At 60.3% G+C, this 20,602-nt stretch carries 21 protein-coding genes and 4 pseudogenes; 14 read left to right on the top strand and 11 right to left on the bottom strand.

What is annotated here, in order from left to right; all coding sequences use genetic code 11:
* Positions 1-339: 339 nt before the first annotated feature.
* Both AYJ54_RS41215 and AYJ54_RS54190 read right to left on the bottom strand, forming a co-directional pair.
* A pseudogene (locus AYJ54_RS41215) lies at positions 340-969 on the bottom strand (cyclic nucleotide-binding domain-containing protein).
* Between the two features lie 182 nt (positions 970-1,151).
* Positions 1,152-1,304, bottom strand: coding sequence for a hypothetical protein (locus AYJ54_RS54190; RefSeq protein ID WP_430641464.1), 153 nt, complete (start codon positions 1,302-1,304; stop codon positions 1,152-1,154).
* A 647-nt stretch (positions 1,305-1,951) separates the two neighbouring features.
* Here AYJ54_RS54190 and AYJ54_RS41205 point away from each other — a divergent pair.
* Both AYJ54_RS41205 and AYJ54_RS41200 read left to right on the top strand, forming a co-directional pair.
* Positions 1,952-2,290, top strand: a complete 339-nt coding sequence (locus AYJ54_RS41205; RefSeq protein WP_063708203.1) for a hypothetical protein — start codon at positions 1,952-1,954, stop codon at positions 2,288-2,290.
* A 173-nt stretch (positions 2,291-2,463) separates the two neighbouring features.
* Entirely contained in the window at positions 2,464-2,991 is a 528-nt protein-coding gene (locus AYJ54_RS41200) for a hypothetical protein (RefSeq protein ID WP_063708202.1), read from the top strand.
* Positions 2,992-3,057: 66 nt separating this feature from the next.
* Here AYJ54_RS41200 and ftsH read toward each other — a convergent pair whose 3' ends face one another.
* Entirely contained in the window at positions 3,058-4,863 is a 1,806-nt protein-coding gene (gene ftsH, locus AYJ54_RS41195) for an ATP-dependent zinc metalloprotease FtsH (protein ID WP_430641463.1), read from the bottom strand.
* A 283-nt stretch (positions 4,864-5,146) separates the two neighbouring features.
* Between ftsH and groL the strand changes: the two genes are divergently transcribed.
* From groL to AYJ54_RS41170, 5 genes are all read left to right on the top strand, one after another.
* A complete protein-coding gene (gene groL / locus AYJ54_RS41190; RefSeq protein ID WP_063708200.1) occupies positions 5,147-6,769 on the top strand; it encodes a chaperonin GroEL in 1,623 nt (540 codons plus the stop codon).
* Between the two features lie 31 nt (positions 6,770-6,800).
* A complete protein-coding gene (locus tag AYJ54_RS41185) occupies positions 6,801-7,019 on the top strand; it encodes a ChaB family protein (protein ID WP_063708199.1) in 219 nt (72 codons plus the stop codon).
* 279 nt (positions 7,020-7,298) lie between these two features.
* The gene (locus AYJ54_RS41180) at positions 7,299-7,820 is read left to right on the top strand and encodes an Hsp20/alpha crystallin family protein (protein ID WP_063708198.1); all 522 of its coding nucleotides are present in this window, start codon (positions 7,299-7,301) and stop codon (positions 7,818-7,820) included.
* Positions 7,821-7,906: 86 nt separating this feature from the next.
* Complete coding sequence (locus tag AYJ54_RS41175; protein ID WP_063708197.1) at positions 7,907-8,623, top strand: CBS domain-containing protein; 717 nt, start codon at positions 7,907-7,909, stop codon at positions 8,621-8,623.
* Between the two features lie 23 nt (positions 8,624-8,646).
* The gene (locus tag AYJ54_RS41170; protein WP_063708196.1) at positions 8,647-8,826 is read left to right on the top strand and encodes a hypothetical protein; all 180 of its coding nucleotides are present in this window, start codon (positions 8,647-8,649) and stop codon (positions 8,824-8,826) included.
* Between the two features lie 99 nt (positions 8,827-8,925).
* On the opposite strand, the gene AYJ54_RS41165 is transcribed toward AYJ54_RS41170, so the two are convergent.
* Positions 8,926-9,525, bottom strand: coding sequence for a trypsin-like peptidase domain-containing protein (locus AYJ54_RS41165; RefSeq protein ID WP_201724317.1), 600 nt, complete (start codon positions 9,523-9,525; stop codon positions 8,926-8,928).
* Between the two features lie 393 nt (positions 9,526-9,918).
* On the opposite strand from AYJ54_RS41165, the gene AYJ54_RS41160 reads away from it, so the two are divergent.
* Complete coding sequence (locus AYJ54_RS41160; RefSeq protein ID WP_063708194.1) at positions 9,919-10,131, top strand: hypothetical protein; 213 nt, start codon at positions 9,919-9,921, stop codon at positions 10,129-10,131.
* Positions 10,132-10,426: 295 nt separating this feature from the next.
* On the opposite strand, the gene AYJ54_RS41155 is transcribed toward AYJ54_RS41160, so the two are convergent.
* The 3 genes from AYJ54_RS41155 to AYJ54_RS41145 form a co-directional block, all read right to left on the bottom strand.
* Complete coding sequence (locus AYJ54_RS41155) at positions 10,427-11,206, bottom strand: sulfite exporter TauE/SafE family protein (protein WP_063708193.1); 780 nt, start codon at positions 11,204-11,206, stop codon at positions 10,427-10,429.
* 40 nt (positions 11,207-11,246) lie between these two features.
* On the bottom strand, positions 11,247-11,780 hold a 534-nt coding region (locus tag AYJ54_RS41150; protein WP_136624295.1), incomplete at its 3' end, for a rhodanese family protein.
* Between the two features lie 24 nt (positions 11,781-11,804).
* Positions 11,805-12,134, bottom strand: a complete 330-nt coding sequence (locus tag AYJ54_RS41145) for an ArsR/SmtB family transcription factor (protein ID WP_063708191.1) — start codon at positions 12,132-12,134, stop codon at positions 11,805-11,807.
* A 92-nt stretch (positions 12,135-12,226) separates the two neighbouring features.
* Here AYJ54_RS41145 and AYJ54_RS41140 point away from each other — a divergent pair, with 92 nt between their 5' ends.
* The 5 genes and pseudogenes from AYJ54_RS41140 to AYJ54_RS41120 all read left to right on the top strand — a co-directional run.
* Positions 12,227-13,114 carry an MBL fold metallo-hydrolase gene (locus AYJ54_RS41140; RefSeq protein WP_063708190.1) on the top strand — a complete coding sequence of 296 codons (888 nt, stop codon included), beginning with the start codon at positions 12,227-12,229 and terminating at the stop codon, positions 13,112-13,114.
* 130 nt (positions 13,115-13,244) lie between these two features.
* On the top strand, positions 13,245-13,625 hold the full coding sequence (locus tag AYJ54_RS41135) for a hypothetical protein (RefSeq protein ID WP_245329269.1): 381 nt from the start codon (positions 13,245-13,247) through the stop codon (positions 13,623-13,625).
* Positions 13,626-14,221: 596 nt separating this feature from the next.
* Positions 14,222-14,896: a helix-turn-helix domain-containing protein gene (locus AYJ54_RS41130; RefSeq protein WP_430641462.1), complete on the top strand. Its 675-nt coding sequence runs from the start codon at positions 14,222-14,224 to the stop codon at positions 14,894-14,896.
* Positions 14,897-15,066: 170 nt separating this feature from the next.
* Positions 15,067-15,510, top strand: a pseudogene (locus tag AYJ54_RS48425) (thymidine phosphorylase); the annotation flags it as partial.
* Positions 15,511-15,571: 61 nt separating this feature from the next.
* Positions 15,572-16,644 (top strand): annotated as a pseudogene (locus tag AYJ54_RS41120) (MBL fold metallo-hydrolase); the annotation flags it as partial.
* Between the two features lie 29 nt (positions 16,645-16,673).
* On the opposite strand, the gene AYJ54_RS41115 reads toward AYJ54_RS41120, so the two are convergent.
* The 4 genes and pseudogenes from AYJ54_RS41115 to AYJ54_RS41100 all read right to left on the bottom strand — a co-directional run bounded on the left by AYJ54_RS41115 (position 16,674) and on the right by AYJ54_RS41100 (position 19,799).
* Positions 16,674-17,786 (bottom strand): OpgC domain-containing protein, encoded by a 1,113-nt coding sequence (locus AYJ54_RS41115; RefSeq protein ID WP_063708187.1) that lies wholly within the window; start codon positions 17,784-17,786, stop codon positions 16,674-16,676.
* Positions 17,787-17,820: 34 nt separating this feature from the next.
* Positions 17,821-18,291 (bottom strand): CBS domain-containing protein, encoded by a 471-nt coding sequence (locus AYJ54_RS41110; protein WP_063708186.1) that lies wholly within the window; start codon positions 18,289-18,291, stop codon positions 17,821-17,823.
* A gap of 89 nt (positions 18,292-18,380) precedes the next feature.
* On the bottom strand, positions 18,381-19,202 hold the full coding sequence (locus AYJ54_RS41105) for a universal stress protein (protein ID WP_063708185.1): 822 nt from the start codon (positions 19,200-19,202) through the stop codon (positions 18,381-18,383).
* A 150-nt stretch (positions 19,203-19,352) separates the two neighbouring features.
* Positions 19,353-19,799: pseudogene (locus AYJ54_RS41100) on the bottom strand (baeRF12 domain-containing protein).
* A 239-nt stretch (positions 19,800-20,038) separates the two neighbouring features.
* Between AYJ54_RS41100 and AYJ54_RS41095 the strand changes: the two are divergent.
* Entirely contained in the window at positions 20,039-20,602 is a 564-nt protein-coding gene (locus tag AYJ54_RS41095; protein WP_245329268.1) for a CBS domain-containing protein, read from the top strand.

Genomic DNA, 20,602 nt, shown 5'->3' with positions numbered 1-20,602 from the left:
AATCCGAGCTCTTCGATCGCAATTTGGCAAATCTGCTCGGGGTCCCGAACCCCCGTTCCCGCAATCTCAATGATTCGCCGCGCAATCATCTCGCAAACAGGGTCATTGCGATCGACCAGACAAAGTCTGCGGAGCGTCTTCCGATACGCAACATGCAATCGAGTGATCTCGTCAGGCGAGACTGAGCAGTTACGGAGCAGTCGACGAATGGTCATTTCAACCTCCCCTGCGCCTCCCTCAGTTACAGAACTGTTGCAGCCGCCATAAGTAGGTGCTGCGGGGTACGCTGCAACCGACCGCCGCGAAGCATCGAAACGACGCACGGAGCGAACAGGAACGTCATGCCTCGAACTGAGCAAGTCCTTCACGATCGAGCAACACGATCCGTCGCTGTGTCGGCCCGTCGAGTGCGTGAAACGGTTTCGAGCGTAATTTCAAGATAGTCGGCGATGTCGCGGCGGCTCATCGGCAAGATCATCACGTCAGGATGCATCAGCCGTTCGTCCATTTCGAGGAGGAATGCGGCCACCCTCTCCAGTGCAGTCTTTCGGCCGAGCAGAAGCATATGTGTCTTGGCGTGCTCAAGATTTCGCGTGACGAGACTGAGAAGGCTTCCTGCCCCGTCCCGCGGTTTGCCATGACATCGAGGAGGCTGCTTTGCCTCATTATGCGGACGCTGGTTTCAACAACCGCGTCCGCCGTGAAGCGATGAGTTACGCCATTCTCCAGCCCGAACATGTCACCAGAGAGATAGAATGAATTGATCTGCCGACGGCCGTCCGAAAGCAGCTTGTAGGTGCGCACCGCTCCGGAGATGATCTGGTAGACGTACTCTGCCGCCTCCCCCTCGCCGAAGATCTCCATGCCTCTACAATACCTGAATTCGCTAGAGAAGACCTGCCCGCCGGCAAGGGCAGCCAAGTGTCCGTCTGCGGGACGGCGGTTTGCCGCATTGGTTCTCACCAGCATCGTTGCCTCCCCTGTCTAAAATGTTAGGACGAGGCAGGGCGAACAAATTTGATCTAAGACAATTTCAACGGAATCTACGTACTTCTCGGCGCTGGTGCGGTTACTACGTACGGCTCTTGCAAGCGTCTGCGCGTGCGAGGCTGGGAGAGAGATCCTCGACGCTTGCGTTAAACGCGAGGAGGTCAGCTATCCCCGGGATATATTTGCTCTCGATGAACTTCCCGGCCGCTCTCGTCGATGACGACGATCCGGAGCTCCGGATGGCCTTTCGATTTCTCTCTGCGCACCTTGTCCACGAGGCTCTTGCTGTGCGCGATGGCGGCGCCATCACTCACAAACTCCAGGCCTGACTTGTCCCGGACGGGCAGCGCCGTCCTTCATGTCGAAGTAGCAGATGCGCATCGGCTCATTCCCGCTGCCCGCTCACTCGGGTTGGTCAAGCCCATCAGCCCGGAAGAAATGAGCCGCCGAGCCCAGGGGGATGGATCTCGGCGGCAGCTTGGGGACGTAACCGTGGGGTCGGTTTACGTAAGGCGAAAACTATCAGCCGCGCTCAGCACGGACTTGATCCGGATCAAGCGCGACCTCGCCAAACTACTTTCTTTCACGCCTGGGATCGCGTGAAAGCTCGCCCGTCGTCACGTTGACGATGTGAATCCTTGCGCAGGCCGGGCACTGCACGACAGCGAGCTCATTGGCGCTCGTCTCGGACCGCTCGTTGATGGGGTGTTGGACGTTCATCCCAGTATTGGGACAGCGAAACAGGATGTTGGACATAAAAGCTCTCCGTCCCACACACCTGCTTCTTCCCTGTGATCCGATCAATTCGGGAAGATCACCTAGGCTTCAGACTGGGCCCCTCTTGCACTACCTGAATACCGCATGGCCACCTTCTACACATCGCACGCCCAAGAGGTCATCTTCGCATACATGGTAACATTTAACAGGTGCGCATATCTGGGGACGTTGCGGGGAGTACGCCATGCATCGGTACATCGCTCGGGCGAATGTTGATCATTACATCGCGCTGTTGAACGACGCTGATCTCAGGGCTGATAGCCGAAGCACGATCACCAAGATGCTGATCTCCGAAGAGGACAAGCTTGGTCACGATCTGGAGCAACTCGAGTTTGCCGAAAACAGAGCCGCAGCCGGACGCAACCGCGTGGATCACGTGAGAAACCTGCGCGACAGTTTTGCTCTGGGAACGCTGGAACGGCAACAAGCAGACGAGGTGCTGGTGAACGTTGAAAATCTTCAAGCCATTTTGGAGGATTCGTGTCAACGCTTGCGCAGGCAGATCAACTCGCGCGGTCTCTAGATTTCTCGCGTTCTTCTGTTCTCATCGCGCACTGCCATCGCTGGCTTCGGCTGAAGGATCACTCATTTTTTTATCCTCGCGCGGTGTCGCGGTTGTCGCTTCCCTGGATTGATTGATATCAACATCGTTTCCTCGGCGACGTCCTATGCTCAAATAAAAATGGGAGCATCGCCATGATTGGAATTACGCTGACCGCAGATCAGATTTGCAATGCGCCGATCGAGGTGCGACGGTGGATCGAGCACGAGGTCATTGCCGGCCTCCGCTTGGCACCGCAAGCTCGCGCTTCGTCGCCGCCACGGATCGCTCGCCCAGCCATCTGCAGCGAAGACGAAATGGCAGCGATATTCGGCCGATTGAGGGGAATGCCGGTCGCATTGAGTGTGCTATTCGAATTCAGGCTACCCGGAATCAACTTCGGAGATCCGCCGGTCAAGAGCTTCCGGCTGATGGATATTCTGCACAATAGCAAACTGCAGGGCATCGAGCAGGTGATGACCGGTCTGGACGCCATCAGCAAGGCTCTTGCTGATCTACGTGGCGATCCAGGTGTCTGTTTCTGCGACTTCGATAGCGAAGGTCACTGTTTCCTGGCGCCCGAAACGCAAGCGAGCATCGCAAAGCTGTGGCACGACATCGTTGTTCAACAGGAGCCGCCTGCCGACACTCGTCGAGAGCCGATGCTGCGCTCCGCAGGCTGAGTTCGAACGGCTTCCGCCTGCTCACTGTTTCTGACGTAGTGAGCCGAGGGCCGATCTGCGCCGCAATCATGCGGCGACCGGCTCGCTTTCCTTGCTGTTCTTGCGGAGCAGTGGCGCAAACTGCTCCGACGTGACCGTTTCATTAGCGATCAAGAGTTCAACGCCGGCGTCGAGGTCGGCACGCCGTCGTTGCAGGATATCCCGGGCGCGACGGTCGCCCTCCTCGATCAGGTTACGTACGGCGAGATCGATCTCGCGGCCCGTCGCTTCCGCTGCCGCAACGACCGCATCCTGGGCCGCTGCAAGAAACGCTTTCGGCTTAGCGGCATAGGTGCGCTGCCCTACTGTCTCGTCCATGCCGTATTTGGTCACCATCTCGATGGCGACTTCGGTCGCACGTTGAAGATCATCGGCGGCGCCGGTCGAAATGGCCCCGTCGAAAATCAGGCGCTCCGACGCGCGTCCCCCCATCAGCACAGCGATCCGGTTCTTCAGCTCGTCGACCGTAAGCAAGAACCGGTCCTCGGTCGGGCGCTGGATGGTGTACCCCAGCGCGCCGATTCCCCGCGGAATGATCGATACCTTCTGCACAGGGTCGACGCCGGGCAGGCTGGCCGCGACGAGGGCATGCCCCATTTCGTGATAGGCAACCCTGCGGCGCTCGTCCTTGCTGAGTACCCTGCTCTTCTTCTCGATACCGGCCACGATCCGCTCGATCGCCGTAACAAAATCGGTGAGTGTGACCTCCTCGCCGCTCCGCCTGGTCGCGGCGATCGCAGCTTCGTTGATCAGATTTGCGAGATCAGCCCCGGTGAAACCGGTCGTCAGGCCCGCCACCTTGTCGAGGTCGACATCTTTGCCCATACGGATCTTGCGGACGTGCACCTTGAGAATGGCAATGCGCCCGCCCTTATCCGGCCGGTCGACGAGGACCTGTCGATCGAACCTGCCCGCCCGCAACAGCGCGGGATCCAGGATCTCGGGGCGGTTAGTGGCTGCCAGCAGGATGACGCCGGCGCTCGGGTCGAAGCCATCAAGCTCCGACAGGAGCTGGTTGAGAGTCTGCTCCTTCTCGTCGTAGCCCCCGAACGACAGCGGTCCGCGGCTGCGCCCCAGCGCATCGAGTTCGTCGACGAAGATGATGCATGGTGCCGCCTTGCGGGCCTGCTCAAACAGGTCCCGAACGCGCGCTGCGCCAACGCCAACGAACATCTCGACGAATTCCGAGCCCGAGATCGAGAAAAACGGAACGCCGGCCTCTCCCGCCACGGCTCGGGCGAGCAGGGTCTTCCCCGTCCCTGGCGGTCCCACCAGCAAAATTCCCTTCGGCACATGCGCGCCCAACCGGCCGTAGCTCGTGGGGTCCTTGAGGAATGAGACCACTTCCTGGAGCTCGAACTTCGCCTCGTCGACGCCGGCTACATCCGCGAACGTAACCTTCGTGTCCTTCTCGACATACACCTTTGCACGGGACTTACTGATCGCCATAAGTCCTCCGAAACCTTGGCGGCCGCCCATACTGCGACCGATCCAAAACCAGATCACGAAGAAGACGATGGCCGGAAAGAGCCAGGACAGCAGTGTTTGCAGTACGCCATTTCCGGGAACGCCGGTAACACTCACGCCCTTTTCCGCGAGCTTTTCGGCCAAGGCCATATCCACCCGCGCGGTCACGAATGCCGATTTTCCGCTCGGAAGTTGCTCCTTCAATTTTCCCTGAATTGTATCTGGCCCAACGGAAACTTCGGCCACCTTTTCCTGGGCGAGCAACTGCTCGAATTGGCTATAAGGGACAGTTTCGATTGAATCGTACGTCGTCAGAGTAAACTGCAAAACGACGAGCAGCATACCGCCTGCGAAAATAACGGCCATCGTTATGGCCTGCTTTCGCGAGACTTGATTTGAGTCCACCTGCTCCTCCCATCGGCGTCGGCTGCAATGTAGTTAAATGGTAATCTGGGACGGCGAACTCGACTTGATTCAGGTCAACACAGGCAGCCGCTTCTGGCGCATTGTAAGGAGATGCCAGCGTTGCCGAACCGCGGCCGCCGAGGGTGAAGCTCAGGTTGACCAGGATCAAGTTTAAGCCAAGCGCAGTCGTACACACTGGCGCGCAGATCGCATTGGCAACGGGCAGCACATCTGAGGCATTCAAATGGCGCACAAACGAGTCCTGTTTCACTCAGAGGCCCGTGAAAAAGTCTTACGCGGCGCATCCCTGCTTGCAGACGCCATACGCGTAACCCTGGGCCCGAAGTCGAAGTCCGTTCTGATCCAGAAGGCGTGGGGCGCGCCGATCGTCTGCAACGATGGTGTTACTATTGCCAAGGAATTCGATCTCAAAGACGCGGAAGAGAATCTGGGCGCTCAGGTACTGCGACAAGCAGCCGAGAAAACCGGCGATGTCGTGGGCGACGGCACCAGCACGTCCACGATCCTCGCTCATGCCATCCTCGCCGACGGCGTTCGAAATGTCGTCGCCGGTGCAAGCGCGATCGACCTCAAGCGCGGCCTCGATCGCGGAACACAGGCTGCCATCGCGGCGTTGCATGCCATGGCGAAACCGGTGAAGACCAGGGCGGAGAAAGTACAGGTCGCCACGATTTCAGCGCACAACGACGTCTCCATCGGCGAGCTGGTGGCAGATGCGCTCGAAAAAGTCGGCGGCGACGGCGTGATTTCGGTCGAGGAATCCAAGACGACAGAGACCCTCCTGGACGTCGTCGAAGGTATGAAATTCGATCGCGGATTCCTCTCGCCGTATTTCGTCACGGACGCCGACCGGATGGAAGCTGTGTTGGAGGATCCCCATGTCCTGTTGTGCGATCACAAGATCGGCGCGCTGCGGGATCTGGTCCCCCTGCTCGAGCAAGTCGCCAAAAGCGGCCGATCGCTTCTGATCATCGCCGAGGACATCGAGGGCGAAGCTCTGGCCACCCTCATCGTCAATCAACTACGCGGCGTGCTCAAGGCCTGCGCCGTCAAGGCGCCCGGTTTCGGCGATCGGCGCAAAGCCATGCTGGAGGACATTGCCATACTCACCGGCGCGCAGGTGATCTCGGAGGAGATTGGCCTGAAGCTGGAAAGCGCCACCCTGCAGCAACTCGGTCGCGCCGCGCGCGTGGTCTCCGACAAGGAGAATACCACCCTGATCGGCAGTGGAGGCGATCGCGCCCGCATTGACGCACGGCTGGCTCAAATTCGCGTCGAGATCGAGAAAACGACCAGCGGCTACGATCGCGAGAAGCTCGAGGAGCGCCTTGCCAAGCTGTCAGGTGGCGTCGCCGTGATCCGGGTGGGAGCACCGACCGAGGCCGAGATGAAGGCGAAGAAAGAAGCGCTGGACGATGCGATCAGCTCGACGAAAGCTGCGGTCGCGGAAGGCATAGTTCCGGGCGGAGGCCTAGCACTGCTTCGGGCATTCGCAGCTGTGGCCGAGGAGGAGGCCGCGTGCGAGGGCGACGAACGAACCGGCTTACAGATCCTGAGGCGCGCACTCGAAGCCCCCGCGCGTCAGATCGCCGAAAATTCCGCGACTGACGGCGGCGTCGTGGTTGCACGGATGCTCGCCAGCGAGGGTAACTTCGGCTTCGACGCCGCCCGGAAGGTCTATGTCGACCTCGTGGAGGCCGGCATCGTCGACCCGGTGAAGGTCGTACGGACCGCGCTTGAAAACGCGGTTTCCGTCGCGAGCGTGCTGCTTCTGACGGAAGCGACGATGACGGAAATTGCGGAGCCGAAGCGCGAGCGGTTGCCCGAGCCCGACTTGGCGATGTAGCTGCGACGTCCTGCCAGCACAGGATGCGACGATGCCCTATCGTTCAAACGAAGACCTTCCCGCGGGAGTACGACACCACTTGCCGCCTCATGCCATGGACATCTACCGGGAAGCGTTCAATCACTCCTTTGCCTCGCATGTCGGGGACCTCCGACAGGAAGAGATCGCACACCGAACGGCCTGGGCGGCCGTGAAGCGCTCCTACGTGAAACTCGGCGACCACTGGATGCCGAGGAGACCGGATGCATAGCCGACGCATATGATCTCGGCTGTCGATCGAGAAATGTCTGTCTCTCTGCCGCATTTTGCTCCGTCGGATGGGCGCTGATCGCCGAGCTCGCGCCGCGTTGAACGAGGCCTCACTCACCACCTTTTTCCAGTGAATCCAACTAAGCGCGACTGTAACCCGGGCAGCTCGAAACACCTTTGCGGCGCTGCTCGCGAATTTGAGCGAAATCAACCTCCGACCGATGACCGTGACTATTCTTCCAGGCGACCGAGATGGTCAAACCTCGAAGGAGAAATCATCATGGCAACCGAGACAAAAGTACCTGTCACGAAACCGTCCCGCGCGCCCGCAGTCGGCAGCGAGACATGGCGGCCGTTTCAGGCACTGAGAAACGAAATCGACCAGATCTTCGACGATTTCGGCAGCGGCTTCTGGAATCGGCCGTTCCGATCGCTCGCGCGGCTCGAACGCGACCTTTCCAAGTCGATCTCTGGGCCGGCCGTCGACGTCGCCGAAAGCGACAAGGCGTACGAGATCACGGCTGAGCTGCCTGGCCTCGACGAAAAGAACATCAACATTACGGTCGCAAACGGCGCCCTCACCATCAAGGGTGAGAAGCGGGAAGAGACCGAGGAAAAGAAGAAGGACTACTACGTCTCCGAGCGCCGCTACGGCACCTTCGAGCGGTATTTCACCCTGCCGGACAGCGTCAACGCCGACAAGATCGAGGCGACCTTCAAGAACGGCGTGCTGATGGTCACGCTTCCGAAGACCGAAGAGGCGCAGAAGCCGGCCAAGACGATCAACGTGAGGGCGGCCTGAGGGCCTCAACGGAGCGAGGCTGCCCCCAGCCGCAGCCTCGCCCCAATCATGGAAGTCGGAGCATCATCGACCTTTGAGGGCATATCATGCGCGCACATCATGTCATGACCAAAGACGTCGTCGCCGTGACGCCGCACAGCACGGTCGGAGGAGCCGCCAAGATCATGCTTCGAATGCACATCAGCGGCCTACCCGTCATCGACGATGCCGGCAACCTCGTCGGCGTCGTCTCGGAAAGCGACTTCCTTCGCCGCAGCGAGATCGGCACCGGTCGCAAGCACGCCGCCTGGTTGAAGTTCTTCATGGGACCGGCACGGGCGGCCGCCGAATTCATTCACGAACGCAGCCGCAAGGTCGAAGATGTCATGACGCGGCACGTTATCTCAGTGCAGGAAGAGACCTCGCTGGCCGATCTGGTCGACCTGATGGAAAAGCACGACATCAAACGCGTCCCGGTGATGCGGGGCAAGGCGCCGGTCGGAATTGTCACGAGGACGAATCTGCTGCAAGCCATGGCGAGCCTCGCGCATGAAATTCCCGACCCGACCGCCGATGATGAGCACATTCGCGAGCGCATCACGCGCAAGGTCAACGCAACCGACTGGCGTCCGATCGGCTTTGAAGTGAATGTCCGCAGAGGCATCGTCCATTTGCACGGCCTCATCACCACCGATGAGGCCCGGCGGGCGACGATCGTCGCCGCCGAGAACACCAATGGCGTCAAGGAGGTTCACGACCACCTCCGCTATACTTACTCGGAGTATTTGGCCGAGTCGGGGAAAGACATGGTGGCTGCGGGCTAAATCGCTCGCGCATCGAGGCAACCATGCTTGGATGGATCGTTCGGATTCTCTTTGTCATCGCAGCGCCGATCACTGCGCTGTTCGTGGCGCGTGACGCGCTGAACTTCGGCTTGATTCAGACCTTTGTTACGATACTCCTTGTCACAGGCCTGGTCGGGCTGGTTGCGGCCTATTCCGGGCGCAGCCGACGCGCCCCTCACTGACATGCATACTTCTGGATCGGAATTCGGATGGATTCCGACGGTCAGAGGACGAGGACCGCGGCAAGATCTTTGACGCAGACGGCTGGGATCAGCCCGCTCCTATTGGGCGGACACAAAAAGCCTCGTGACCGCGTCGACCGGTGCCGCAAAGGCAAAACCACCTCTTCGCGCGACGATCACTCCGATCAGCTTGCCTCGTATATTCACCAGCGCGCCTCCCGAGTTCCCCTGGCCCACAAGCACGTCTGATTGGACCAGATCGCTATTGGCAATGCCTGGACACGAACGATGCAACGCTGAAACGATGCCAAATGTCACGCTCTGTCCCCAATCCTGGGGATCGCCGATCGCCAGGACGAGCTCTCCCACCTCAAGCGCGCCAGGTTTCTCCAAAGCCAGTGCTCGAAGGTTATCAGCAGCGATCCGCAGTAGCGCAACGTCATCTCGCTCGGATCGGGCCAGCAGAACGGCGTTCAGGGCTCGCCCATCCTGGAGCAATGCTTTTACGACCGTTGCGTTTGCAACCAGGTGATCTGCGGTGACGATCAGCCCTGCCAGGGCATCCACGATTACGCCCGCTCCCTGCAGCTCTCGAGGTGTAGGAGGATCTGGAAATCCGGCTTCCGGATCGAATATTCGCGGCTCGGACGGCACGCCCCAGCTTCGTATCCCTACCACAGCCGGCGAGATGCGTTTCACGAGGGGAGCAAGGCTCCTCGTCGAGTAAGTCTCTTGTTCTCTATAGAGATCGTCGCCCCAACAGGCACCGGACCCGAGGACAAGCACCAGGCTCCACACCGAGACGCCTATCCATTTTAGACATCGGCAAAAGATACTGCGTGACATAAGACACCGGTTCGGCGATCGTTGCCGGAAGAGCCTAACGTCCCGGATTGGGTGCGATTTGAGGATTCTCAAAGTCCGCCTCACTCTCCTCGTGAAGCGCCGGGCGCATGTTGGGTGGGCGCGAGCCGCGCCGCCTCCCGTCCTACGGATACTTACTTAGGTGAAGCCCCCAAATTTCGGCCGCCCGGCGGATGCTTTAGAAAGGCTTCGCCAGCACGCATTTGGCTCGATGACCAGGGGCCTGCAATGAATCACTCGATCTACACCGCGGATAAGGCAACGCACCTAAAGGTGGTCGTCTCCGTGCTGCTCGCCAGCATCGCCATCGTAGCGACCACACTGACCGCCCGCCCGCCCCATCCGGAAATGATTGTGAAGGCGACGACTCAGACCGTCTACGAGCCTCGTCTAGGCCATGCCATTACCGAGGTCGCGCGACGTGAGAGGCACCCGATTTAGATCGGCTGTTGGAGGATCGCGAAATGACTAGCGAAGCAATCAAGGCGCTGATGATACTCGCGCTATATGGCGCGCTCGAAATCACACTCCTTTATTCGTCGATTGGCAGCTTTGCCAGACGTCCGGTCCGCTCCCAGATCCGTCGAGCGGCTTCCCGCAAGTTTGCCAATCGAACACCGGAGGACTAGGACGTGTAATGCGTCGTCCGCTTCCGCGGGGTAACGCATACGTCTATGCTCGCACTAAGAATTTCGATCCGAAGGCGACCTTCGATCATTTGTTGTGAGGATCTCAATCAGATGAAGCCGAGATTGCGGACCAGCATGTAGATCGCCACCGCAAATATGAGCGCCGCGAACACGGTGTTCAATGCACCTTTGCGCCCGGCGAGCGAGCCGGCGGAGCGGGCGCCAAAGAGTCCGCCGAGAACGCCGCCTAAGATAAACAACGCGGCAAGATACCAATCCACGAGGCCGGACAGGGCGTAGTTGGCCGCCGTAGTCAGCCCAAAGGCGGTCACCGCCACCAGAGAGGAGCCGACCGCATAGAGGATCGGCATGCCGGTGGCAGCGATGAGCGCCGGCGCGATCAGGAAGCCGCCGCCGATCCCGAAGAAGCCCGACAAGGCTCCCGTGACAAGCCCCAGGGCGAGAAGCTTCGGCAGGTTCCCCCGGTTGAGCCGGACCGACGGCTCACCCGCGCCGGAGCGGCCCTTCAGCATCAACGTGCCCACCACCATCATGACAATGGCGAACAACGCCAGCAACTTCTGGCCCTCGACGATCTTGCCGAGGGTAGAGCCGAGGAACGCGCCGGCCACGCCTGCGAGTGCGAATACGGAGGCACAGCGCCACTTCACATTGCCGGCGCGGGCGTGATTGAAGAGGTTCGCGGCAGCGTTCGCCGCGACGGCGATCGCGCTGGTCCCGATCGCCACGTGCGGATCCGACACACCGACCAGATAGACGAGGAGCGGCACGGCCAAAATCGAGCCGCCGCCTCCAAGCAGCCCTAGCGAAAAGCCGACCAACGAGCCGGAGGCGAGGCCGAACGCGCCTTGGGTCAGCGACAGCATAGTGGGCGACTCCTCATTTCAAACCGCTGTCTACGGCTCNGGGCGAGCCGTAGACGCCGCGATTCCAAGGCGCGCGCATTAGAATGCGGGCCATGCCGCAAAAGCCGGTGAGGCCGGCCGTGATCAGCCCGGCGCCGACGAAGGCAGGCACAGCGAAGAACCACGGCGACACAAGAAGGCCAAGCAGCGTGCCCACGACAGCAAGACTGCCGGCGCCAATCTGCACCTGGCGCTGCAGCTCCAGCGGTTGGTGCCGGTCGCGCATGACCGGCAGGCCGGCCTTGCGCCACGCGTCGAGCCCGCCTTCGACGATAAATGCTTCGCAGGTTTCGCCAAGCTTCGCCGCGAGCCGTGACGCGTTGGCCTGAGTGCGGGCGCCGCTTTTGCAGTGAAAGATGACCGGCTTGCCCTGATGCACGGCGAGGTCGATCCCGTCGAGCTTCGACAGGGGCATGTGCCGCGCGCCGGGAATCTTCTCGCGGGCGTGCTCATCGACTTCGCGGATGTCGATCAGGAGAGCGCCGCTCTCGACAAGTCGGCGCGCGTCGGTTGGCTTGATTGTGGGCAGCGACATGATTTGCTCCTCTACTGTCCCGAATTAATTCTTCGCCTTGGCGGGTTTGCAAAAGAGCCTGTGCAGCGTGGCAAAGAGTTGCTCGATGCGTGGATCGGCGATGCGGTACCAGATCGTCTGGCTTTCGCGCCGAAAGGTGACAAGGCCCTCCTCGCGCATCCTGGCGAGGTGCTGCGACAGGGCCGATTGCGACAGCCCCACGGCTTCCGCGAGGGCATTCACGTTGCTCTCGCCGCATTCGACGAGGTTGCACAGGATCATCAGCCGACGCTCGTTGGCGAGCGCGCGCAGTATTCCGGCGACTTCAACCGCCTGCTTTTCGAAAGTCTCCAGATCGAAGGCTCGGGAGGCCATTGGCCACTCCTTATTTTAGCTATTGCTTATTTAGCTATCGCTAATATATTTGTCAAGACCAACCAACCCGGTGGCATCAGGAGGTTCCAGCCATGTCAGGACAACCCATCATCCGCGCGTTCTTCGACGAGCCGACCAATACGGTGAGCTATCTGGTCGCCGATCCGGCGACGAAGAGGGCTGCCATCATCGACCCGGTGTTTGACTACGACCACAACTCGGGCGAGGTGGACACGCGCTCGGTCGAGGCGATGTTGAAGGCCGCAGAAGATGCAGGCCACACGATCGACTGGGTGCTCGAGACGCATGCCCATGCCGACCACCTCTCCGGCGCCCCTTTCATCAAGGCGAAGACCGGTGCCAGAATCGGCATCGGCGAGCACATCAAGGACGTGCAGCGCATCTTCCGGCCGATATTCAACGCCACCGACCTGAAGACCGACGGCAGCGACTTCGACCGGCTCTTCCGGGACGGCGAGCGCTTCAGGATCGGCGAACTCGACGTGGAGGTGATCTACACGCCCGGGCACACGCCTGCCGACGTCTCCTACAAGATCGAGGATGCCGTGTTCGTCGGCGACACCCTGTTCATGCCGGACTACGGCACGGCGCGCGCCGACTTCCCCGGCGGCGACGCGCACAAGCTCTACCGATCGATACAGCGGCTCCTGGCGCTGCCGCCCGAAACGCGGCTGTTCATGTGTCACGACTATAGGGCTCCCGGCCGCGACACCTATGCGTGGGAGACAACGGTCCGCGAGGAGCGCGAGAAGAACGTCCAGGTCAAGGAGGGCGTCACGGAGGATGAGTTCGTGGCCCTGCGCCAGGCGCGCGACGCCAAGCTCTCGGCGCCGAGGTTGCTGCTGCCCTCCATCCAGGTCAATATTCGCGCCGGCAAATTCCCGCCGGCCGAAGCCAACGGGGTACGCTATCTCACTATTCCCGTGACGCTGAAGGGAGGAGCGGAGACCAGCGTTTAAGCGCAGGCCAGTCGGTATCGTCAGCGACGCTCATGCGACGTCGCTTTCGCTCGAGTTCAATAATCCGTCGCGGTGCGCTGCAACGCCGTGCAGCACAGCGCATTGTTGAGAAAGATGAGGACCCGCCTACTTGAAGTTGCGCATCGACTTTCTTTTTCAAGCTCAGGTTGGAGGCGAAGCGCAACGGTTGCGGCTATTCTATCCGGGTCTTCAGGCGTTCAAAGCAGTCGGAAAGATGCGCAAGGCAGTGAACCTGCAAGACTGGGTTTGGGAAGTTGCAGCGGACACCTACCGACTAAACTTGTTCAGCCAACTCACAGGACGAGCCACGCTCGGGCAGCCCACTGTGAGCGACTATGAACTCGCCGAAGCCATTCGCCAAAGTTTCACTCAGGTGACCGACGCCCGGTATCGAGAGATGATCCAGTTGGCAACCGACGCCGCCCTTGAAGCTTACGACCGGGTTGTATCTGCTGCGATCAAGCGCTCCCGTGCTCTGCGACCCAACTGAAGGTCGCCGAAACCATTCGCCAAAGCTTCAGTCACGTGCCCCCGCTTCAAGCTATGTAGACCTCGCCGGTGACTACCGCCGGCCCGCCGCTTGGCTTTCAGACGATGAAATGGGCTCCCGTAGGCCAAATCCGGCAGGTCTGCTGTTGACCCGAAATTGGCGTATCTCGATCTAGACGGCTTGGACATCCAGCATCGCCAGCCGGTCTCGCAAAACGATCAGTGGCATGGAGGCGAAGCCACTTAAGAAAAGCAACCAGTCCAGCGGCACGTTAAGGAGACGCAAGTCCGAGGCCACATTCCGACATTCCTAGGCGATCTGCGCCTGACTAGAGGGCGATGAGGACCACCCGAGACAGGCTTGGCTTCCGGAGCGCCCCACGAAAGTCGTCAACGCGGATTTCCAATCATCCGATCCTGAACGTGTACGTCACCAGTCCCGACATTCCTCTGGATGCAGGGGACGTTTCTGCTCAAGCAGCTATATCGCTCCGCTCCCCACCCTAGGAAGAGTAAGTAGTTCTCCTTAGGGATTCCTGCGAAATATCATTCCTGAATGCAGTCACGTACCGTCTGTCCATCACGAGGGAGATGGACATGCTCACAAACGCACCCACCACCACGCCGATCGCTGCCCCCAACCACGTCTCCGACCAATTCGCCGGCATTACCGGCCATGTCGGCCTGGTCGCCAGCGAGTTCACTTACAAGAAGGACGAGGAGATTTTCGGCGAGGATGAGCCGGCTGAATACGTCTACCAGGTGACGTCCGGTGCAGTGCGCAGCTACAGGCTTTTGTCAGACGGACGTCGTCAGATTGGTGCATTCCACCTGCCCGGCGACGTTTTTGGTCTGGAAGCCAGCTCGGTTCACCGGCTCGCTGCTGAGGCTATCGTGGATACGACGGTGCGCCTTATCAAGCGCAACTCTCTTGAAAGGGCCGCAGGCGCCGACGTCAGTGTTGCCCGCAAGCTTTGGATCATGACCGCCGGCGAGCTGAAGCGGGCGGAAAATCACATGCTGCTCCTCGGGCGCAAGAACGCGCTGGAACGGATTGCGAATTTCCTTCTCGATATGGACCGGCGTCTCTCCGTCACCGGCATGATAGCGCTGCCGATGTGCCGGCGCGACATCGGCGACTATCTCGGGCTCACTCTCGAAACGGTCTCGCGCGCGCTCTCTCAGCTCCAAGCGCAAGGCGTTCTCGGCTTTTCCGGTGCGCGTCAGATCGAACTGCGTAACCGCGATCGGCTACGCAAGATGGATGCGTAAAAACCTGGCATGACTCAAGCCATCTTCGCGTCTCGCTTTACCAGGCTGAAATCGATTGATTTGCCATCGTGGCTGGTTCACTGATCCGGCCAGCCAACAGCAGCAATGATCTGGGTCAACATGCCGCTCGGTCGCATCGGTATTCTGTTGCAACAAAGATCTCCCTGTCGATGAGTGACATCGTAGCCGTCCGCGCCCAGCTCAAATCCCGCCGTATCAATCTCGATACCGGCCGGGAGAACGTCGTTGTGATCTCCCGCCGGTCTACCGCACTGCGGCCGGACCTGTTTCGAGGCTTTTCCAGGGTCGAGCTGCGCAGCGACTCGAAGACGCAACTGGCGACGGTACTCTCACCGACGATGACAGCCTAGTCGGGCCCAACGAGCTTGGCATGGCGGAGCCCGCGTTTCGGCGCTTTGGGCGACCCGCAGGCAGTTATACTGCAGTGACCCCCGCTCCCTCCCCACCCAGTCTGGACGCGGTTCGCGCCAAGATTCAGGGCAAGACGCTTGAGGCTCCCGAGATCGGCGCAATTGTCGAGGATCTCGTGCACTATCGCTATTCGGACATGGAAATCGCTGCGTTCCTCGTCAGCTCCGCCAATTTCATGACATCCGGCGTCGAAGCGATGAAAGAGGTCGTCGCGTCATGCAACGGCTGCCTCGCATGGGGCGGGCGATCGAGCTGGAATTCGCCGATCAAGGCAGAAACGGAGGACCATTGCGTGTCTTGATGTCGGGTGACATCGGCCCAAATGCCAAACTGCTGGAGCCGGATCCGGAGGGCCCGACCACCGTGACTACGTGTTTTGCGAGTCGACCTACGGCGATAGCGACCGCCCGTCCACAACGCACGCGCTGCGTCGCTCGCATCTGGCCCAGGAGGTGCGCGACGCCGCCAGCGGACGCGGCGCGCTGCTGATCCCTGCCTTCGCGGTAGAACGGACCCAGGAGTTGATCGTCGATCTGGCCGACTTGATGGCCCGTGGTGAGATTCCGACCGCACCGATCTTCCTGGATTCGCCTTTGGCGATCCGTGCGACGGAGGTCTTCAGGAATAACGCGGCGAGCCTCGACCCGACCGTCGATCTGGACCGACTTCTTACGTTCAATCAGTTGCACTTCACGGAAACCGTTGACGAGAGCAAATCGATCGCCAGGCTCTCCGGCTTTCACATCATCATTGCCGCAAGCGGAATGTGCGACGCCGGCAGCATCCGCCATCATCTGAAGCGATGGTTATGGCGCAGGAAGGGCACGGTCCTTCTCGCGGGATTCCAGGCCCAAGGTACCTTGGGCCGCTTCTTGCGCGATGGCGCGAAGGCGGTGAGGATCCAGGGTGAGGAAATCAAGGTTGCGGCGAGAATTCGGTATATCGACGAATACTCCGGGCACGCCGACGGTCCCGAACTTGCGCGCTGGATAGCCGCGCGCCGTCCCATTCATCGTGGTCTGTTCATCGTGCACGGGGAAGAGCACGCGCTCGGAGGTCTTCTGAACCGGATCGCCGAGCGAACCGTTCCGACCGCACAGATTTTCACGCCGTTGCTGGATGATGTCTTCGCACCGACGTCGATCGACGTTGCTCGCCGCCGCCGGCTCACTCCCGATGCGGTCGTTAACCTCGATTGGCACAACGATATGTCCAAGCTGCTTCTCGATATCAATGACCAGATCGAGGCCGCGGCGGACGATCGATCACGCGGCGTCATCATCCGGAAATTGCGCAAAGCGCTTGAAGGAGCGTGAACGGTGCGAAACGCTGATGATGTACTTGATCAAAGCAGTCTTACCCGAGGCGCGGCAAGGTCGGTGAACCAGGTCAACAAGGTCGCAAAGACGGTGAGAAGGGCGATGCCCGTGGCACTGACCACGACTTGAGCAAGCACGCCGTCAGATACAGTCCTCAAAACGATATAAGCCGCAAGCGACAGCAGGACCCCTACACAGTAAACCTCCAGCGAATTCTCTCCGCAACGAACGGCTCCCAGCAGCACGCGCGACCGCAAAGCGGCCCAATGCGCCGGCACGAGATTGGTGACACAGACCGCAAGCGCAAGGAAATGCAGCAGCCGCAGCGGATCAAGATCCGACTTGTCTATAGGGTAGATCAAGCCTTTCAGGAATCGAGGAACTGCGAGCTCGAGAGCCGGATTGATCCAACTCATCGTAACAGCCAGTGACCAAATCAAGTATGCGGCTGACAGCATGATCACCGGACGTGACGTCACGAGTGGCATTAGCCGCCAGCGCCCCACCACCACCCACCATCCACCGAGCGTGACGAGGAACTGCCAGGCGAGCGGGTTGAAATACCAGTCGTTCGTCGGCCACCCCCGAAGGTTCCAGCCGTATATCTGAACCAGGCCGTACAGCAGGGCCGAAGCGGCCAAAGTGGCATTTGGGCATCTGAGCAAAAGCAAAAGCAACGGCGCAAACAGCAGATGGAAGAGCACGAAGGTCGGCAGCACATCCGTATTGACGGGCCGGTATTGCAGGATCGCCGCACGCGACAGCGCTTCTCCCGGCTGCTGCAGGACGATCGCAACATTTGCATCGTCTGCGAGTTCGACATCCATCCAGTGAACGGCGACGACCAGTAAGACCGTCAGCAGCAGAAATGCCGCATAAATCTCCCAGCTTCGTCGAACCGTATGACAGATCGTCGCCCAAGTCCCGGCGCTTCGGAACACGTGTCCATATGCCATCGTGCACGTCAGCCCCGAGACAAACATGAAGACTTCGGTGGTGTCGCTGAATCCATAATGGCTCAACGTAAGCCAACTGCAGACATTCCCCGGGATATGGTTGATGAAGACGAACCAGAGTGCAATCCCTCTGCAGGCATCGAGCCGAATGTCCCGGCCTGGCATATTGTCGAGTGGTCCCATCGCGATTGTTCGAAATATCCCCGCCCGGCTGATCCTATTCCCTTAAGGCTTGCCGAGGCTCTCTGAGACAGCTCTCCAGCGCTGTGAGCATCTGTATCCGGCCAACGATACCAACGGCCTGCCTGTTGCGAAGCACCAGCACCTGCGAGATCTGGTGCATATCCATTTCCTTGACGACCGCCTCGATCGTCGCGTTCTCCTCGACGCAAACGGGATGACGGCTCATGACCGCTCCGACCCGCAGTCCCCTCGTTCGCTCACGAGCGAGCTGACCTTCCTGCTTCCCCAGTAGCCATTCGAGCCAGAACCCCTCGGGATAACTGACGCCCAACTCCCGACGATGGAGGAAGTCGCCTTCGGCAATGATGCCGACCAAAGCCCCTTCATCATCGAGAACCGGCAGGCCACGTTGATTGGTCTCGAGCAGGAGATGGAGGGCCTCTAGCAGCGGCGTTTCCGGCTTCACCGTTGCGAACGACGTCCGCATGATATCTGACGCCCGCATTGCTTCTCTCCATCGGAACCGCGCCGCGGTCCTCTTGATCGCGCCATTGAACGGCCATCGGTCGACCTGAACAGAAGGAGCGTTGCGGCCTAGTGGGCCATCAGCAAGCAGACTCGCGCTTGTTGCAAAAGGCTATGCGTCATGCCGCCGAATATCCATTCGCCCAGTCTGCTATGTCCATAGGCCCCGGTGACGATGAGGTCGGCGCCGACGTCCGCGGCCAAGCGAATGAGATAACCGGCATCCGGCTCCGTCGAATGTACACGAACTTCGTGCTCGCAACTCACGCCGTGCCGTCCGAGATAGCTGGCGACGTCCTGCACCCGGCGATGTGCCATATCCTGTTCGTCCGACGTGCAGATTTCGGCAATCGTGACCTTCGACGCCCGCGTTAGAAGCGGCAAGGCCTCGCGAACGGCAAGGCGCGCTTCCCGAGTATCCTTCCAGCCGACCACGATGCGATCGCCTGCCAGTTGCGTCACACCGTCCGGTACTGAAAGCGTGGGGCGGCCCATCCGCAGCATGGCACCGGCAGAATCGAGATAGCGAGGGTAATTGGTCCTGAGCTGCTTGCGCTTGACGACGACAAGGTCAGCGGCCCTGGCCTGCCCAGCCAGAAACTCAGTCGGGAAACCGATCGCCGAGCGCCATTCAACCTTTTCGCTTGGCAGACGGACAATCCGTCTGAACCACGCCTCTTTGGCCGACAGCGCGGCCCGTATGCGCTCGAGATCCTCGGCTGTCGTTTCCTGGATGATAACGCCCTCGGCAACGATCAGGGGCTCTGTTGCAATCGCCGAGACACCGAGGATGGACGCCCCAAATCCGCTCGCGATGCCCTCCGCGACGGCAATCTGCCCTTCTTCCTGCTGCTCTGGATCGACGTAGACCATAACGCTGGCGAAAGACATGTCCGAACTCCGTTAGCTCAGGCGATGTGCTCTTATCCTGCATCTGGCCGCTTCCAGGCTTGATGCATATCAAGCGAAACAACGGTCGACTGCTTCTGGTATCGCCTGTCGTCGGAAGCGCCTCACGCAGGCCGCGACCACGCGGCTGCCCTACTCGTCCAGCAGATGCTTTTCGATGTCGCCGACCGGATGCCTGGTGAGGTCCTTGGCAAGTTCCGCCACGATCCGTCGCTTCACATCAGGATGAAAATCCGACCGAAGCGCCGCCAGCGTGCGAGGCGGAGCGACGATGATCAGTGCGGTCGACGGCTCGCCGCGTACAATGCGTTCCGCCGCGGCCGCCACTTGCTTCACAAAGCGGCGCTCCTCGAGCTCATGCTAGTCGGTCATCTCCACCGCGCTTCTGTGCCCCGACTGCGAGGCTATGCTGACCCGGCCAGGCCTATCGCTTCCCTGGTCGTGAGCCGCCGGATTCTGATCCTCGAAGACGGCTTCCATCTGCAAGTTCGGGAACTTCTCGCCGCCTTCGTTACGAAGGAACAGCGCCTTTCGTCCGTCGCCGACGAACACCACGGCACGATGCGGTATCTTGGTCATTCGGATCTCCTCCCTCGAAGGTCGATAATTTCTACCGCTCGGCAGGTCGTGCCGCTTGATCCCGATCAATCTCGACCGCTCGCAATCCGGCAAGATGCCCCGACAATTCGAACCCGAGCGATTGTTGGGGAGGTTGTCATGCAGGCACGAGACGTGACGGTTTCCCCGTTTTGACCGTCGACGCCAACGCCACCGTCCGCTAGGTCGCGCAACTCCTGCTTGCTCGACGCATCAGCGCGGTGCCCGTCGTCGATGCCGACAACAAGATCCTTGGGATCGTGACCGACGGCGATCTGATGCATCGAGCCAAAGCCGGTACCGAACGCCCCTACTCCTGGTGGCTGCGTGTTTTGACCGGCGATGCTCAACTGGCAACCGACTACGTCAAATCGCATGCGGTCAAGGTCAAGGACATAATGACGCGCGACGTCGTAACCGCTGCGCCCGAGACGCCGCTGCACGAGATCGCAATGCTGCTCGAAGAGAACCAGATCAAACGCGTGCCGATCGTCAATGAACAAGGTCAGCTCGTCGGAATCGTCAGCCGAGCCAACCTGCTTCAGGCGATCGCGAGCGCAAAGCCGGCGTTCGAGGCATCGCTTCCCGATTCAATCATCAAGAGGAAGCTCCTTGACGAGCTCAGGAAGCAGCCCTGGGCGCATACGTTCAACCTGAACGCAACGGTCCAGAACGGGATTGTCGACCTCTGGGGCTTCGCACCATCCGTGGCCGAACGCGCAGCCATCCGTGTGGCGGCCGAGGCCCGCGCGACGAGACGGAAGCGGCCCTGCTGGCGAAGCTGA

It is taken from the genome of Bradyrhizobium centrolobii, assembly GCF_001641635.1.
In the GTDB taxonomy this organism is placed as follows: Bacteria; Pseudomonadota; Alphaproteobacteria; order Rhizobiales; family Xanthobacteraceae; genus Bradyrhizobium; species Bradyrhizobium centrolobii.
This window is presented reverse-complemented; position numbering and strand designations above follow the sequence as displayed.